16 protein-coding genes and 1 pseudogene are annotated in these 15,523 nt (G+C 42.7%); 3 read left to right on the forward strand and 14 right to left on the reverse strand.

The features are described from left to right. Position 1: 1 nt before the first annotated feature. From SJPD1_RS09520 to SJPD1_RS09585, 14 genes are all read right to left on the reverse strand, one after another. Positions 2-199: a YwbE family protein gene (locus tag SJPD1_RS09520; protein WP_096046955.1), complete on the reverse strand. Its 198-nt coding sequence runs from the start codon at positions 197-199 to the stop codon at positions 2-4. Positions 200-263: 64 nt separating this feature from the next. Then, positions 264-2,051, reverse strand: a complete 1,788-nt coding sequence (recQ, locus tag SJPD1_RS09525; RefSeq protein ID WP_096046956.1) for a DNA helicase RecQ — start codon at positions 2,049-2,051, stop codon at positions 264-266. Then, positions 2,052-2,555 carry a PaaI family thioesterase gene (locus SJPD1_RS09530; protein ID WP_096046957.1) on the reverse strand — a complete coding sequence of 168 codons (504 nt, stop codon included), beginning with the start codon at positions 2,553-2,555 and terminating at the stop codon, positions 2,052-2,054. After that, on the reverse strand, positions 2,552-3,025 hold the full coding sequence (locus SJPD1_RS09535) for a hypothetical protein (RefSeq protein ID WP_096046958.1): 474 nt from the start codon (positions 3,023-3,025) through the stop codon (positions 2,552-2,554). The genes SJPD1_RS09530 and SJPD1_RS09535 overlap by 4 nt, the downstream gene beginning before the upstream one ends. Before the next feature lie 15 nt (positions 3,026-3,040). After that, complete coding sequence (locus tag SJPD1_RS09540; RefSeq protein WP_096046959.1) at positions 3,041-4,351, reverse strand: DEAD/DEAH box helicase; 1,311 nt, start codon at positions 4,349-4,351, stop codon at positions 3,041-3,043. Positions 4,352-4,533: 182 nt separating this feature from the next. Continuing rightward, entirely contained in the window at positions 4,534-5,076 is a 543-nt protein-coding gene (locus SJPD1_RS09545) for a FlgO family outer membrane protein (RefSeq protein ID WP_096046960.1), read from the reverse strand. Then, a complete protein-coding gene (locus SJPD1_RS09550) occupies positions 5,076-5,759 on the reverse strand; it encodes a hypothetical protein (RefSeq protein WP_096046961.1) in 684 nt (227 codons plus the stop codon). The genes SJPD1_RS09545 and SJPD1_RS09550 overlap by 1 nt, the downstream gene beginning before the upstream one ends. A 190-nt stretch (positions 5,760-5,949) precedes the next feature. Beyond that, a complete protein-coding gene (locus SJPD1_RS09555; protein WP_168171350.1) occupies positions 5,950-7,167 on the reverse strand; it encodes an ArsS family sensor histidine kinase in 1,218 nt (405 codons plus the stop codon). Between the two features lies 1 nt (position 7,168). Continuing rightward, the gene (locus tag SJPD1_RS09560; protein WP_096046963.1) at positions 7,169-7,837 is read right to left on the reverse strand and encodes a response regulator transcription factor; all 669 of its coding nucleotides are present in this window, start codon (positions 7,835-7,837) and stop codon (positions 7,169-7,171) included. After that, positions 7,834-8,211 carry a Spy/CpxP family protein refolding chaperone gene (locus SJPD1_RS09565; protein WP_096046964.1) on the reverse strand — a complete coding sequence of 126 codons (378 nt, stop codon included), beginning with the start codon at positions 8,209-8,211 and terminating at the stop codon, positions 7,834-7,836. The genes SJPD1_RS09560 and SJPD1_RS09565 overlap by 4 nt, the downstream gene beginning before the upstream one ends. A gap of 8 nt (positions 8,212-8,219) precedes the next feature. Further along, positions 8,220-9,323, reverse strand: a complete 1,104-nt coding sequence (locus SJPD1_RS09570) for a cytochrome b/b6 domain-containing protein (RefSeq protein WP_168171351.1) — start codon at positions 9,321-9,323, stop codon at positions 8,220-8,222. Beyond that, positions 9,320-9,775: a diheme cytochrome c gene (locus SJPD1_RS09575; RefSeq protein WP_096046966.1), complete on the reverse strand. Its 456-nt coding sequence runs from the start codon at positions 9,773-9,775 to the stop codon at positions 9,320-9,322. Before SJPD1_RS09575 ends, SJPD1_RS09570 begins: the two co-directional genes overlap by 4 nt. A 111-nt stretch (positions 9,776-9,886) precedes the next feature. Next, positions 9,887-10,303, reverse strand: a complete 417-nt coding sequence (locus SJPD1_RS09580) for a DUF1924 domain-containing protein (protein ID WP_096046967.1) — start codon at positions 10,301-10,303, stop codon at positions 9,887-9,889. 90 nt (positions 10,304-10,393) lie between these two features. After that, a complete protein-coding gene (locus tag SJPD1_RS09585; RefSeq protein WP_096046968.1) occupies positions 10,394-11,344 on the reverse strand; it encodes a hypothetical protein in 951 nt (316 codons plus the stop codon). A gap of 157 nt (positions 11,345-11,501) precedes the next feature. Between SJPD1_RS09585 and SJPD1_RS09590 the strand changes: the two are divergent. The 3 genes and pseudogenes from SJPD1_RS09590 to prpC all read left to right on the forward strand — a co-directional run bounded on the left by SJPD1_RS09590 (position 11,502) and on the right by prpC (position 15,513). After that, positions 11,502-13,412: pseudogene (locus tag SJPD1_RS09590) on the forward strand (propionyl-CoA synthetase). A 5-nt stretch (positions 13,413-13,417) separates the two neighbouring features. Beyond that, positions 13,418-14,296, forward strand: coding sequence for a methylisocitrate lyase (gene prpB / locus SJPD1_RS09595; protein ID WP_275539364.1), 879 nt, complete (start codon positions 13,418-13,420; stop codon positions 14,294-14,296). A gap of 89 nt (positions 14,297-14,385) precedes the next feature. After that, positions 14,386-15,513, forward strand: a complete 1,128-nt coding sequence (prpC, locus tag SJPD1_RS09600) for a bifunctional 2-methylcitrate synthase/citrate synthase (RefSeq protein WP_096046969.1) — start codon at positions 14,386-14,388, stop codon at positions 15,511-15,513. Positions 15,514-15,523 lie beyond the last annotated feature (10 nt).

A 15,523-nucleotide genomic window follows, 5' to 3' on the forward strand; every position in this document is an offset into this window, starting at 1 on the left:
TTTAGAGAATAATTTCTTTCACACGCCCTACTTCGCCACTCTCCAAGCGCACTTTAATGCCATGAGGATGGTTGGCAGAATTGGTCAGAATGTCTTTGACCACACCCAATGTCAGCTTGCCACTACGTTGATCTTCTTTTAAAACGATCTGCACTTTCACACCTTTTTGAATGTTACTGCGAATCTGTCCTGCACTCATAAGTCTCCTTTACATGTAAAAGAGTATTGTACCCTATTGCGTATTTTTTCTTTACATGTAAAGCCTATGAGAGCTTTTCGCACAACTCCAAAAAGGCTTCACCATAGCGCTCAAACTTCACTTCACCGACCCCACTGACCTCCAGCATCGCTTCTTTATCCAGTGGGAGTTTTTCCGCCATCTCTTTGAGGGTTTTATCGCTAAAAACGACATACGGTGGAATGCTATTTTCTTTTGCAATTTTTGATCGCAACGCGCGTAACTTCTCAAAAATGGAGAGCTCAAATGTACCCAACACAACCTTTTTGGCTTTTTTGACCTTTTGACGCTCTTCCAAACGCTTCGCATGAATGCTTACGCTTAAACGCTCTTTGATGATTTGCGCGCCATATTCACTGAGGCTCACCACGCGATATTCACCCACATTGAGCGCACCTAGCTCCATCAACCTATCGCCGATGCTGAGCCATTGCGCTTTGGTTTTATCGTTTCCGATGCCAAAAACAGAAAGGCTTTGATGTCCGTTTTGCACGATCTTTTCGCTGTTTGCACCCATTAAGACATCGACCACGTATTGCAGTCCAAAACGTTGCCCCGTTCGGTAGATGCTTGAGAGAAGTTTTAATGCTTCATGCGAAATGTCCACACTCTGCTTTTCGCCATCGATGCAGTTGTCGCAACGCGTTTGACATGTAAGAATGGTATCGTCAAAATAGGCTGCGATTTGCTGATGCCTGCATACCTGCGACGAGGCAAATTTTGCCATCGCTTCGAGCTTTTCATACGCCACTGTTTGATACTCAGAAGCGGGCTGTTCTCCAATACGACGCTTGTGTTCCACGATGTCCGAGTTGGAAAAGAGCAGTAAGGTAGAAGACGGCAATCCATCACGCCCTGCACGCCCGATTTCTTGGTAATAGTTCTCGATGGTTTTTGGCAGTGACATATGCACCACAAAACGAATATTGCTCTTATCGATGCCCATACCAAAGGCAATGGTTGCCACAACGACCTGAATCTCATCGTTTAAAAAAGCGCGAAAGGTCTCATTTTTCTCTTCGGTCGGAAGTCCCGCATGATATGCACGTGCAAGGATATTGCGTGTGCTTAAAAACTGCGCCAAGCTTTCCGTCTCTTTGCGACTTAAGGTATAAATGATGCCGCTTTCGTTTTCAAACGCACTCAAAAAAGAGAGGAGTTGCTCGCGCCCATTGGAGTTGCGATAGTCCGCGTTGATCGTGAGATTATCACGCTCTACTTTGGCACGAATGATTAACGGGTTTGAGAGACTGAGCTGATGCAGAATATCGTGCTCAACGATCTTTGTCGCCGTTGCCGTAAACGCGGCAATGGGTGTTTGCGGAAAATAGAGTTTGAGGCGAAAGAGTTGTCGGTAATCTTCTCTAAATTCATGCCCCCATTCGCTCACACAATGTGCTTCATCAATGACAAAAAAATTGATCGGAAGGGTTTGCAAAAAGTGTAAAAATGACTCACCTTTTAAGCGCTCAGGTGCAATGTACAACAGTTTGATCTCACCTTTTTGGCACGCTTGCATCGTCTCTTGTATCTCTTGAGGTGATTGCATCGAAGAGATCATCGAAGCTTTGATACCAAAGGTGGAAAGTGCGGTAATTTGGTCGTGCATCAAGGCTAAAAGCGGTGAAATGACTACGCTAAGTCCTTCCATCACCAAAGAGGGAAGCTGATAACACAAAGACTTCCCTGCTCCTGTGGGCAAGATCATCATAATGTCTCGACGTTCTAAGATAGCATTAACAGCCTCTTCTTGATACGCTCTAAAACGGTGGTGTCCAAAGACACTTTGAAGAATACGGTATGGCTCAGTCACTTAAAGGTCTATCTCGTCTCTATCTTTTCCATCGCTTGCAAACCACTCATCTTCGATAAAATCGTTTTCAACGATCTGCGTCACATCGCGTTTCATATAGCGTCCTGAGGCGGTGACAGCGACTTCACCACTTGGAAGTATCAGCTCTCCTGTACCTTCAAAAATGCGCCCTTTATCGCTAGTCATTCGCCCAACAACTTTGAGCTCAACATCAAGCGGTACAGGCTTTTTATATTTTAAGTTCAGCTCTATCGTCACGCCAAAGCTCTTTTGTCCGTAATGCGCCATAATCGCTCGACCAATCGTCTCATCCAAAATCGTCGCGGAGATGCCACCGTGCAGTATGCCTGGGTAACTTTGAAGGTAGGTGTGCGGCGTAAAGTACGCCACAATCTCTTTGTTTTCCAGTTCGTAAAACTTCGTTTTCAGACCAAAAGGGTTTTCAATGCCACACACTAAACAGTTTTTGGAGATGTGCTGTTTCCCCGTTACTTTAAATTTCACGCCTCTACTCCATGCACCTTTTCAAGCTCTTTACGCATTCTAGAGTAGAGTTTAAGATCGACGATTTTATAGCTTTTCAAAAGGGCATCCAAAAGAGACGCTTCAAGCTCGTTATGATCTTCTTTATTTGCAGGAACAATCTTATCTTTCACCGTACAGTTGTTGCAAAAATCATAGACATATTTCAAATCAACTTGATAATCCAAACGGTGTGTCAGCTCATTTTTAAGTTTGCGTGTCTCGTTCATAATGACAAACTCTTGCTCATTAATCACTTTTAACGCCCTCAACTCTTCGAGCAGTTTAAACTGTGTCATACTACGAGACGTTCCAGGGATGAGCACTTCTGCCATAAATTCATAGTACGCTTCGACTGCTAAGACCATCACATAAAGGTTCTTCCCAATGGGATTTTCCTCTTTCTCAATAAAATCTTTAAAATAGTGCAATTTTTGCATCTCAACCATCATGTATTCGCCTTTTACTTATTTTACTTTACAATTTTTAGCGCCAATACCGCATGCTTTAGCCGATTTTTTGGCTTTAACGGCTTTGATTTCCTCGCGTTTTTTACGAAGACCCATCGGCTTTTTATTGGCTTTTTCACGATCAATCTTCGCTTGAATCGTATGCTTTTTCGCCTCTTTTTCAACCCATACTTGTGTCTCAAAACCGGGGTAGAACTCTGTTTTAAGCGTGTATTTTAAGATTTTCTCAATCTCTTTTAACTTTAACTTTTCTTCTTGAGAAACAAACGAAATCGCTCGTCCCTCTTTACCCGCACGCCCCGTCCTGCCCGCTCGGTGCAGATAATCTTCGGCGTCTCCAGGGAGTTCGTAGTTAATCACATGCGGTAAATCTTCGATGTCAAGACCACGTGAGGCAATGTCGGTCGCCACAAGCACGCGAATGGAGTTTTCTTTAAAAGCGGCAACGGCTTTGGTGCGTTGTGAGTGTGCTTTGTCACCATGCAAGACCAATGTTTTCAAGCCACTTTTACTAAGGTAATCCCCAACCTCATCAGCACTCTGTTTCGTTTTGGTAAAGACCAACACTTGATGCCAGTTTTCCGTACCGATCATGAAAGAAAGCATCTCGCATTTGCGTTCTTTGTCCACCATGTAGATGGTCTGCTGTACGTTTTTGGCAAATTCGCCTTGATTGTTAATCGCAACCGTGACGGGCTTTTTCAAGCTCACTTCAGAGAGGCGTTTGACCGACTTGGAAACACCGACGGAAAAGAGTAAAGTTTGACGTTTTTTAGGAAGCAACGAGAGCAATAACTCGACCTCATCCCAAAAACCCATATCAAGGATTCTATCGGCTTCATCAAACACTAAAATTTCAACACGGGAGAGATCAACACTAGAGATTTTAATGTGCTCCAAAAGCCTTCCCGGAGTAGCGATAAGCACATCAATGCCCTTTTCCAATTTTTTCACTTGCGGCGTAAACTTCACTCCACCGTAAATCGCCCCGATGTTTAACTCAAGGTTTTTGCCATACTCTTGCACGTTCATATTCACTTGGGAAGCAAGCTCACGCGTTGGCACTAAAATGAGTGCGCGTACGACTTTTTTCGTGGTCGATTTTTGGGTTTTTTTGCTCAAAATCTGTAAGAGTGGCAATGCATACGCCGCGGTTTTTCCCGTCCCCGTTTGCGCCGTTGCCATGACATCTTTGCCCTCTAATACCAAGGGAATGACCTTATTTTGCACAGGCGTTGGTTTCGTGTACCCAAGTTCAGTGACTGCTTCTTGTAATGGTGCGCTCAAGCCTAGCTTTTCAAATAACATCTCTATCCTTTATGTATCTTAATGATACGATTGTATCTAAGTTTTATTTAAAGAATCGAATGGGATATGTGGAGGTGTGCGCTAGTGAACCTTTTTACATGTAAAGATTTTGTTTGCAAAAATTATAGAAAACGAAGAAATGAGTTATGAAAATTAAGTTTCATAACTCACTTAACAGTAGATTAAAAGAGTCGAGTTCTTTTTCCAAGCATATCTTCAATGTCGCTATTCATTGGTAAAATGTAGTCCGTTGCAGATAGCGCAACATTGGTTCTAGGGTCAATTATTTTAAGATTGACATATACAGCTGAATTCCCAATAGCATATGTTCCTACAATAACAGCATTTGCACTATAGCTTCGGGCAAGTTTACCAATTTCACGTGTCAGCATCATTTCGCCTTCATTTTGTTTCATATAGACATTTTCGCGAAATTTCATTTCGATTACATTCATACCTTTATGGACAAAATGCGTTGAAATTTGCTCAGAAATAAGACGTCCTAATGTTGAAGATTTTTCAATTTCATCAATATTGACAACAGTCGCCATAATAATAACAGACTCTTGTTGTAACCCTGATGCAATCACCAATTTCTCCGCAGCTTTATAGTTTAGCTCAGTTATATCAAATTTTGGTTTATCAGGATTAGGTTGGGAAGACGCTACACAACCTGATAAAAGAAATGTCATGAGTAGAATGGAGAGGGTATATAAAACTTTCATTATTTCTCTCCTTCAATTTCAATTTTATAACCTTTTGAAACACTATTGTAAAGAGCTTTGTCAGTATCTGCAATATAATAAACGTTGCTTAAGCTACTAATATATTTTTTTGCATCTGAAACATTGACCGTTACGATGATTTCATGTTGAGGAATTTCATCATATTTTGAGCCAAACCAGTTGTAAGCATCTAGTCCTAAAGCACCAGCTGTTGCACCCACTCCAACCGTGTTAGCTGTTGTATTCGCTGCACCAACACCTATCATCGTCCACACACCAGCTGCTAAAAGAGTAGGTGCACCAAATGAATTTCTAAACGTAGCTCTATCAGGTGTAAATTTGAGAACCTGTGTTTTTATGTCTATCGTTGCATTTGCTGTTGCAGGTGTCTTAGCAACAGAGATATTGTTTTTTACGAGAGCACTAAGGAGAAGTGTATGCAAGGCAGTATTGAATTTTGATTTCTCTTGAGGTTCGTTAATGTAGACAATGCGTTCTTTATTGATAGTGTTAGCAATACTTGTAGCAAGATGATTGGCAATAATATCCCAATGTGCGCCGGCCTGAAGTTTTTGTTGTTCAGTATTTTCAAAATTAGTAGCAAGCGGTGCTTCCGAATAAGGGGTAGCACAACCAATAAAAAATAGCCCCAAAAGTAGTGATAATAAAAAGCTCTGTTTCACAATGAATCTCCTTTTGTAATTTCCACAATTCTACTAAAACAATTCTTAATAAATATCAATTAAATAAGAATTTAAAATAAAGAAGTCACAAAGACATTATTTGAAAGTTTGGTTGTCATTGATGAAGTAAGGTGTCAGGACTAAACTTTCAACTTTCATTCATCAACGCCATCAATAAGCACAGTGAAACTCATGTAAAACGCAGTGAAAAGCTATTCCACCCCTCTTTACATGTAAGCTCAAATCCAAACCCGTGCTTTTGAACGATTTTTTTGACAATACTAAGCCCCAGTCCAAATCCCTCCACACCTCTAGCATCATCACCTTGGGCAAACGGTTCGCAGTAATAATCCAACGCGTGTTCGAGCACTTCGCCTCTGCTTTTAACGCTGATCGTGTGCTCTTTGACTTCGATGATGATGGGCTTTTGCGTGGTGTATTTCAGAGCATTATCGATGAGATTTTTCAGCGCAATGGAGAGGTAAGTCAGATCGCCCTTGATCTCAAAACTCTCTTCGATGCACAGTTCCACCACGCTTTCATCTTCGATCAGGGCGCGGGAAAGGGACTCTGAGATGAGCGTTTCAGCATCAAAAGTGCTTAGGTTTAGTTGTTCCATATTGGCATTGAGCCGTTCGATCTCTAAAAGCTCTTTGGTCAGTTCATCGATCTGCGAAATCGCCTTTTTAAGACTTTGTTGATATTTCCCTTCGCCTAACATCTCTAAAGCAAGTTTGGATTTAGCAAGCGGTGTGCGAAGTTCATGCCCGATGTCACGAAGCAGACGTTGGCGTGAGAGAATCAGCGCTTCGATGTTTGATGCCATCGCATTAAAGGTGTCGCAGAGCTTTCCAAGCTCATTGGAGCCAAGGCGTTTCATTCTTACATGTAAAGCACCTTCGCCAAATTTTTGAAGCGTTGAGGCGATCTCTTTAAGCGGGAAAATCAGTTTAATGACCATCAAAAACGTCAAAACAAGCACGAAAATATCGGCGAAAATGAGGTAGCTCACGGTTTCAAAATGGTAAAAACCCTCTTGTTGGGCACGATCGCGTACCAACAAGCTCTCATCCAAATAACTTAGGAGCAAAAGGTATCTGCCTTTGGCCTCTCTCAAGATTTTCACTTCACCAAAAGAGCTGCTTTTCTCATAAATCGTTTGAGAGCCCTCCAACACACTTTGTGACTCGGCAATCACTTCAAAGTTAAAAGATTGAAGCCTTTTGGTAAGCGCTGTTTGGTCGTTATTGGCAAGGTCACGAAAGAGCTCGGTGGAAGCTTGAAGGTACTTCTCTTTTAAAAGCATCTCTATTTTAGCTTGGGTGAGCTGGTTCGTCTCACGCGAAACAAAGAGCATCAGCGAAAGGCTGACTAAAAAGAGTAAAAAGAGTTTGGTAAAAATGGACATCTTAGCCAACCATTTTGTAGCCGATGCCCCAAACGGACTTGATGTATTTGGGATTTTTAGAATCATCGCCGATTTTAGCGCGAAGGTTGCTAATGTGCATATCCACCGTGCGATCTTTGGAGTTATACCCAATGCCGTTAATCGCGTTAAAAATCACTTCACGCGAAAAGACTTTGCCTTGATTGGAAAGCAACAGCAACAAGATGTCAAACTCGATTTTGGTAAGGTCTAAAAGATAACCGTCCAACGTGATCTCCATCTTCGCTTCATCGATTTCAAACTCCCCTACTCTTTTTTTAGAGAATGTATTTCTGCGCAAATGGGAGTTGATCTTAAGCACCAATTCGCGTGGCTCATACGGCTTTGCGAGGTAATCATCCGCACCCACGCCATAGCCTAAGATTTTATCACTAAGTTCATTGCGGGCTGAGGAGATAATAATATGCGCATCACTCATCGAGCGAATGGCTTTACACACATCAAACCCATCCATTTGTGGAAGCATCAGATCAAGCACGATCACTTTGTACTGCGGGTTTGCTTTGAGATGTTCCAGTGCCTCTTTAGGTTTGTCAAAAGCCTGCACGTCAAAGTCATAATTTTGTAAATAATCCGCAATCAGTGATTGCATCTCCAAATCATCTTCGATAAGTAAAATTTTCTCGCTCATTCCACTTCCCACTCTTCAAGATTCTGCGCAAATTTTTGGCGCTGTTCGGGTGTCAAAATAGCGTGCATTTGCACTAAAAAATGCGTTTCAATCATGGTGGCTTTTTGGTTAATCGCTTGGTTCAGCTTCTGTAAATCGTCTTCATTCACGCTCTCTTGCAAAAGTGCATTCTCTTTTTGATCTTTCATCTTCTCTTTAAACTCACGAAACCCCTTCAAATCCACACGGTACTGTTTCAAAATGCCTTTAATACGCTCTTTTTGATCGTGTGATAATTCCAAATAGGAGAGGTCTTTGCTGAGTTGATGCTCTTTTTTGCCATCATGGTCAGCATAGAGTGAAAGGGTGAGAAGGAAGATCAAAAGTAATTTCATCCCTTTTCCTATATAGGTTTAATGTCACGATTGTTCAGGAGTCCATTTTCAATATTATCATGGCACGCCTTACAATTCGATGGTTTTCCAATATCGGCTCTTTTAAACACCGCTTTGTCAATCTCTTTGTGGCGGTTTTTCCAAAAAGGCGTTTCAGTAATGGCAAGGTACGTTTTCTCTTTGTCCAAACTGGCAAGAATCCTCATAGAAGACTCTTTGGTCGATGTCTCAGCACTGTTTTTCACTAAAAATGCTTTAATAGATTCTGTGGTAGCAGCGTCCAGTGAAGCATCATCGCCAAAATGGTTTTGCAAGGTATCCATCATACTCACCCACGATTTTGAAGGCAGTAAAAAGGGCGGATAGAGTGTATGACAACTGATACACTCTTTGTAAAACGCAGGATTTTCTTTGGCATAATCCATTTTTTGATTGCCATCGGCGATTAGAAGGCTATTAGGGGCAACGAGCATGTAAACAAATGCGAAAAGGGAAAGAGTAATGGCAACAACGCCAAAGGCTTTTTGCACCCATGTGAGTTTAACTCCCTCTTCATTGCCTATCTTATAGCCATCGACCATCGACTCTAAGGCACGTGATTTGTGAAGAAATTTATCGAGTAAAACACCTGCAATATGCGCAAAAATGACTGCCATAAGGACGTTGGAGAAAAGCTCATGCACCTCTTTAAAGAGTTTCATGTCTCGAAACAGCGTGTGGTTCATAAAGGAAAAGATGCCCATTCCCTCTTTCACGCCATACGTTAAAGCCCCTGTTGCAACGGTCAAAAACGTCAAAACAATCATCGCTACAATGGCGTAACTTGACGCTGGATTGTGCCCAATATGCTCTTTTTTGTTGCCAAAAATGGAGAACATATACGCTTTTAAATCGCTCAGACTAAAGTTAAAATCTTTAAATTTAGAATACTTGACATCCATAAATCCCCACAAGATTCTAAAGAGAAAGAGCAGTGCGAGCGTATATCCAAGCGCTACATGTAAACTCAGCAATCGTTTCACTTCGGGGGTTAAAAACACCGCCAGCATCATGACCATCAAAAGGACATGTGATACTCTCGTATAAAGCCCCCACACGAATATTTTTTTCATTCCCATCTCCCGTAATTTGGTATTTTAATCGCACGTTCCGAATAATTACCTTGATCGGCCAAGGTATGGCAAGCACTGCAATTGGAGAGTGAACCAACCTCTTTTTGTGTTATCAACCGAGCAGGTACTTCGCGGTGCTCTTTGATAAACTTAGGCGACTCGGTAATGCGCATGGAATTGTTATTCGCCGCTATTTTACCACTTCCTGCATTACTTACCAGATACGCTAAAATCTGATCATGCTCAGCCTTGCCCAAAGAGGCATCGGTTCCGAAGTGATCGCTCAGATTTCCCATCACTTTTTCCCATGATGTTTTGCTTAAAAGGGCTGGTTGATAGCCAAAGTGGCAACTCGCACACTCTTTTTGATACAAGGCATTATTCACCGGTGCAACGCTACCTGCAAACGCAACAGTGAGTCCAAGTGCTGTCATTAAAAATATCTTTTTCATTTTTTTCCTTTATTTAGTTCTGCCGATTCTATCGGCAAGCTTTAGTACCTCAGCGGTTAGCGTAGCTAAAAGAGCTTTGCTTTTTTGGCGTGTATAGACTTTGGCAAAAGTCTATTGGTTGATGATGTAGGTGAGCACATCGCCTTTTTCAAGCGCCGTGCCTTCACGCGCAAACACATCGTTAAAATTGCGTCTGAGCCACTTTTGCACTTCCGCAACATCGGTAAGTCTCGCAGGATTTGCGGATGGAGCAAGAGCCGTGATGGGCTTGTTGGTGTTGACATTTTGCCCGCTATTTTTGAGGTTGTTGGTATGGCATGAGGTACAACTCATCTCGCTTCCTTTTTTACCCGTCTGTTTGGAGACAAAAAGTTTCTCACCACGCGTGGCATCAAAGCCTGTAAAGTTTGGATTTTGAGCCTTTGCTTCCGCGCTTAATTCGTTCATGTAGGTTTGCATGGGGGCATTAAACGCTTTAGCATTCAACAACGAGAGGGATAACACTATCAAATAGACTATTTTTTTCATGATTAACTCCTAAATTGATACTGAAAGTTTAGAATAACAGTGTCAATTTAGGATTGACTTTTCCTTTACACTTTCTTTACATGTAAAGATTTATTGCATATCCTCTCGTGGTTCAAACGGGGAGATATTGTTTAAAAACAGAGCACCATAGGGGGTTTGCTTTTCGATGTCATAGTAGCACTCTATGAGTGTTTTATCCGAAACAATGGCGCCTTTAATAATACGCAAAATTTTAGCGGCATCTGTTCTCGAAATGTGCGCTGGCGCTTGGGAAGCAGAGGTAAAATAACGGTGCATGCGGTAAATCAACTTTTTGTTTTGAATTTCTACAATTAAGGAGTCAATCGGCATTTTAAAAAACATAAAATTTTGTTTGACATTAATCGAAAAGTAGGCCGTATCCATGCCATAAATCTTCGTCGAGTGCGAGTCAAAAAAGTAGAGGCTTTTGTTGTAGTTGTCATAAAAGGTGTCGTGCATCAACTCTAAAATCTGTATTTTTTCACTCTTTGTGTAGAAATTACCGATACGCGAAAAGGCAAAACGCAACAAGGATTCGATGGAGTACCACTCGGTGGATTCAAAGGCATAGTTTGAAATCTGATCATAGCGTAGTTTTTTTAGCGCCACCGCTTCGGCTGAGATGACTCGTTTATAAGGTGTGGGAACCACTTTATCCCTATATGCAGGTCCAGGAAACTGCGGATGAATCACAAAACGATCTTGCGCTTCTTTATCTAAGATATACCGAAGTCCACCCTCATAACCTTGATCGATAATGCGTATTTCATCTTTGGGAACATGTTCCAACATATCTTCAAAATCAACACCATTACACTCTTTTTCCCAAATGGTGGGGGGATAGCGAAAGAATTTAGAGATGGAAACTTTCACCTCAGGGGAAGGTTCTTTAGTCACTAACTTATCAATCCATGCCGTAAGGGTACGGCGGTCTTTATTGATGATGGCTGCAAACTTAGAGATACTAAGACCCGAACGGTTGTAAATCGCCACTATTTTTTCAATAGCATTATCGTACATAGAGCCCACCTTGGTACTTTTTTGATACATTTTGTATAAAAACTGTACGAGTCTAGCATCTATGTCTGAAAATTGTATTAAAAAATCAAAACTAGTACACTGAATTAAACCTTAAGTCGTTATATAATTGTTCAAAATTTGTACTACAGGAGATCACGTGTCATCGAAGTATGAGTCAACTTACAAAGAATCCATTGAAAATCCCGAAAAGTTTTGGGCACAAGCGGCGACAAAAGTGCATTGGTATCACTAATGGGACAAAGTCTTAGATGTCGTCGATAACCACTATAGATGGTTTGTTGGCGGATGTATGAACAGCTGTTACAATGCGCTGGATTTACATATAGACAACGGTAGAGGTGACCAACTTGCTATCGTTTATGACTCACCTGTCACCGATACCAAACGCACCTATACCTATAGAGAACTTCGCCAAAGAGTCTCTAAAACGGCGTCCATTCTTGTGAACAAAGGTGTGGTTAAAGGTGATCGTGTCGTTATCTATATGCCGATGATCCCCGAAGCGGTCATTGCGATGTTAGCCTGTGCGCGCATTGGAGCGATTCACTCGGTTGTGTTTGGTGGATTTGCAGCACATGAGTTGGCTACGCGAATAGACGATGCGAAACCTCGTGTCATCATCAGCGCGTCGTGCGGTATTGAGATCAGTAAGCTCATCAAATACAAACCGCTTTTAGATGAAGCCATCAAACAATCCACCCATAAACCTACGACGTGCCTTATTTGGCAACGTCCACAAGAAAGAGCTAATATGCTTCCATGGCGTGACATAGACTGGGAGATGGAAGAGGAAAAAGCAGGCTTAGTCGAGTGCGTTCCTGTGGATGCTACCGATCCACTTTACATTCTCTACACCTCAGGAACCACAGGCAAACCTAAAGGCGTTATACGAAGCAATGGCGGTCACTCGGTTGCGATGAAATGGTCAATGGACAATGTTTACAACGCCAAACCGGGTGATGTTTTCTGGGCAGCCAGTGATGTCGGTTGGGTTGTAGGACACTCGTACATTGTCTATGGTCCTTTGATGAACGGATGTACGACTATTGTTTATGAAGGAAAACCTGTACGAACGCCAAATCCAGGGGCGTTTTGGAGAGTCTGCGATGAGTACAAAGTCAATATACTTTTTGCTGCTCCTACTGCATTTCGTGCCATTAAAAAAGAGGACAGCAAAGGTGAATGGGTCAAAAAGTATGACTTAAGCGCACTCAAAAGCATCTTTCTAGCCGGCGAGCGCTGTGACAGCGATACGCTAGAGTGGATCACTAAAATCACCAATAAACCAGCGATTGATCACTGGTGGCAAACCGAAACGGGTTGGGCAATCGCCGCTAATCCTATGGGACTTGACCCAATGCCTATTAAAGCAGGATCACCCACTAAACCCATGCCGGGATTTAACCTCAAAGTCCTTGATGAACAAGGCAATGAGTGCAAACCCAATCAACTGGGAAATTTGGTACTCAAACTCCCGCTTCCGCCTTCGTGTTTAATGAGCATTTGGTCAGATGATCAACGCTATAAAAAATCCTACCTCAACTTCTACCCCGGTTACTATCTCACGGGTGATAGCGGCTACATCGATGAAGATGGCTATGTGTGGGTTATGGGACGAATGGATGGTGTCATCAATGTTGCAGGACACCGCCTTTCCACAGGAGAGATGGAAGAAGTCATTTCTAAACATCCCGATGTGGCAGAGTGTGCGGTGATTGGCGTAGATGATGAACTTAAAGGCGAAGTACCGATGGCATTTGTGGTGCTCAAAGACGGCATCGAGCGTGACAATCGTTCCATCGCAGATGGCGTTATACAACTGGTGCGTGAAGAAATCGGTGCGGTGGCAGGACTGAAGCTGGCTACTGTCATTGAAAAGCTTCCTAAAACCCGTAGCGGTAAGATTTTACGAGCCACTATGCGCTCAATGGTAGATGGTAAAGAGTGGAGTATGCCCTCCACCATTGAAGACGAAAGTGTTTTAGCAGGTATTCAACAATCAATCGAAAAACTGGGATACCCCATCCCTAAAAAAGGAAAAAAATGAGTATGATCAGTGCAGGTTCACTCTTTAGAAAAGCGGTCAGCGAGAACCATCCACTTCAAATTGTTGGTGTTATTAACGCCTACAGCGCGATGCAAGCAGAGCGTGTTGGGCATAAAGCGCTCTACCTTAGCGGTGCAGGCGTTGCCAATGCGAGTATTGGGCTTCCCGATCTGGGCATGACCAACTTAGAAGATGTGTGCATTGATGTCAGACGTATCACCTCTGCTTCTTCTTTGCCTCTCTTAGTCGATGCGGACACCGGTTGGGGTGGCGCTTTTAACATCGCTCGTACCATCAAAGAACTGACCCGTGCAGGTGCGGCGGCATGTCACATTGAAGACCAAGTCGCACAAAAACGTTGTGGTCATCGTCCGAACAAAGAACTCGTCAGTAAAGAAGAGATGTGTGACCGCATCAAAGCTGCGATGGACGGTAAAATAGACGATGAATTTGTCGTCATGGCGCGCACCGACGCACACGCGATGGAAGGTCAAGCCGCAGCACTTGAAAGGGCTCAAGCATACGTTGAAGCAGGAGCGGATATGATCTTTGCAGAAGCCATTCATACGCTTGCAGAGTATAAACAATTTACCAAAATTATTAAAGTGCCTGTGCTTGCCAACATCACCGAATTTGGTCAAACACCGTACTTTACATGTAAAGAGTTAGAGTCTGTCGGCATTGCTATGGTGCTCTACCCACTCTCAGGGTTTCGCGCGATGAATCAAGCTGCATTGACGGTCTTTAAAGATATTTTGAAAAATGGCAGTCAGAAAAATTCGATTCCTCTTATGCAAACGCGTACTGAGCTTTACGATATGTTGAACTACCATTCTTTTGAAGAGAAAATTGACGCACTCTTTACATGTAAAGATAAAAAATAATCGCTTACATGTAAAACTTTCTGCCAATACCGTTGGCAAGCTTTAGCGCCCTAGTGGCTAACGTAGGTAAAAATGAAAAAGGATAAAGAATGCAAGCAAAAGAGACAAAAAAAACGGGTGGTCTTGCGGGAATTGTGGCAGGACGTTCAGCCATTTGCACCGTTGGAACGGGTCATGGGCTCAATTATCGAGGCTATGATATTTACGATCTGGCTCAAAATGCAACCTTTGAAGAGGTATCGTACCTTCTAACTAAGGGTATTTTGCCCACACAAAGCCAGCTTGATGCTTATAAAAAAGAGCTTATCAAAGCACGTGCCTTACCTGAGGCACTTAAGGTCGTACTTAAAAATTTACCTAAAAATGCTCATCCGATGGATATTATGCGTACAGGCTGTTCAGCACTCGGGTGCTTAGAACCTGAAGCCGATAATTTTAGCGATCAAGATGCGAAGATTACCCGTTTGATGGGCATTTTCCCTTCCATTTTACTTTACTGGCATCATTACCATATCAATGGCAAAGAAATCGACACGAATAGCACGCAAGATACGATTGGTGGTTATTTTTTAGAAAAATTGCACAACAAACAACCTAGCGAACTCTGGATTAAAGCGATGCATGTCTCGTTAATTCTCTATGCGGAGCACGAGTTTAACGCTTCCACGTTTGCAGCGCGCATTGGAGCCTCTACGCTCTCCGACATCTACTCTGCAATTACCGCGGCGATTGGTGTGCTTCGAGGCCCTTTACACGGTGGAGCAAACGAAGCAGCGATGGAACTTATCTCAGAGTACACTTCAGCATCGCAAGCGACTACGGGTATTCACGCAAAACTGGAAGCAAAAGCTAAAATCATGGGCTTTGGACACCGTGTGTATGTCAGCAACGACCCACGTAATATTGTCATCAAAGAGTGGTCACGCAAACTAGCGGATGATGTGGGAAATGCTACCATCTTCCCAATTTCCGAGGCGATTGAAAAAGTGATGTGGGATGAGAAAAAACTCTTTCCCAATCTTGATTTTTACAGCGCATCAACCTACCATTTTATGGGCATCCCCACAGCGTATTTCACGCCTATTTTTGTGATGAGTCGAACCGCAGGTTGGGCAGCACATGTGGTCGAACAACGTGGAGACAACAAACTGATTCGTCCAAGCTCCGAGTACATAGGACCAGAGAATCGAGCCTACGTTGACATTAAAAACCGATAAGTAAAGGAAC

The organism is Sulfurospirillum diekertiae (genome assembly GCF_002309535.1).
GTDB classification, from domain to species: Bacteria; Campylobacterota; Campylobacteria; order Campylobacterales; family Sulfurospirillaceae; genus Sulfurospirillum; species Sulfurospirillum diekertiae.

Bases quoted from the DNA above. Each gene is read 5' to 3' on its own strand.
- SJPD1_RS09520 (WP_096046955.1), bottom strand. From the start codon at position 199: ATGAGTGCAGGACAGATTCGCAGTAACATTCAAAAAGGTGTGAAAGTG.
- SJPD1_RS09535 (WP_096046958.1), bottom strand. From the start codon at position 3,025: ATGATGGTTGAGATGCAAAAATTGCACTATTTTAAAGATTTTATTGAG.
- SJPD1_RS09540 (WP_096046959.1), bottom strand. From the start codon at position 4,351: ATGTTATTTGAAAAGCTAGGCTTGAGCGCACCATTACAAGAAGCAGTC.
- SJPD1_RS09545 (WP_096046960.1), bottom strand. From the start codon at position 5,076: ATGAAAGTTTTATATACCCTCTCCATTCTACTCATGACATTTCTTTTA.
- SJPD1_RS09555 (WP_168171350.1), bottom strand. From the start codon at position 7,167: ATGTCCATTTTTACCAAACTCTTTTTACTCTTTTTAGTCAGCCTTTCG.
- SJPD1_RS09560 (WP_096046963.1), bottom strand. From the start codon at position 7,837: ATGAGCGAGAAAATTTTACTTATCGAAGATGATTTGGAGATGCAATCA.
- SJPD1_RS09565 (WP_096046964.1), bottom strand. From the start codon at position 8,211: ATGAAATTACTTTTGATCTTCCTTCTCACCCTTTCACTCTATGCTGAC.
- SJPD1_RS09570 (WP_168171351.1), bottom strand. From the start codon at position 9,323: ATGAAAAAAATATTCGTGTGGGGGCTTTATACGAGAGTATCACATGTC.
- SJPD1_RS09575 (WP_096046966.1), bottom strand. From the start codon at position 9,775: ATGAAAAAGATATTTTTAATGACAGCACTTGGACTCACTGTTGCGTTT.
- SJPD1_RS09580 (WP_096046967.1), bottom strand. From the start codon at position 10,303: ATGAAAAAAATAGTCTATTTGATAGTGTTATCCCTCTCGTTGTTGAAT.
- SJPD1_RS09585 (WP_096046968.1), bottom strand. From the start codon at position 11,344: ATGTACGATAATGCTATTGAAAAAATAGTGGCGATTTACAACCGTTCG.
- prpC (WP_096046969.1), top strand. From the start codon at position 14,386: ATGCAAGCAAAAGAGACAAAAAAAACGGGTGGTCTTGCGGGAATTGTG.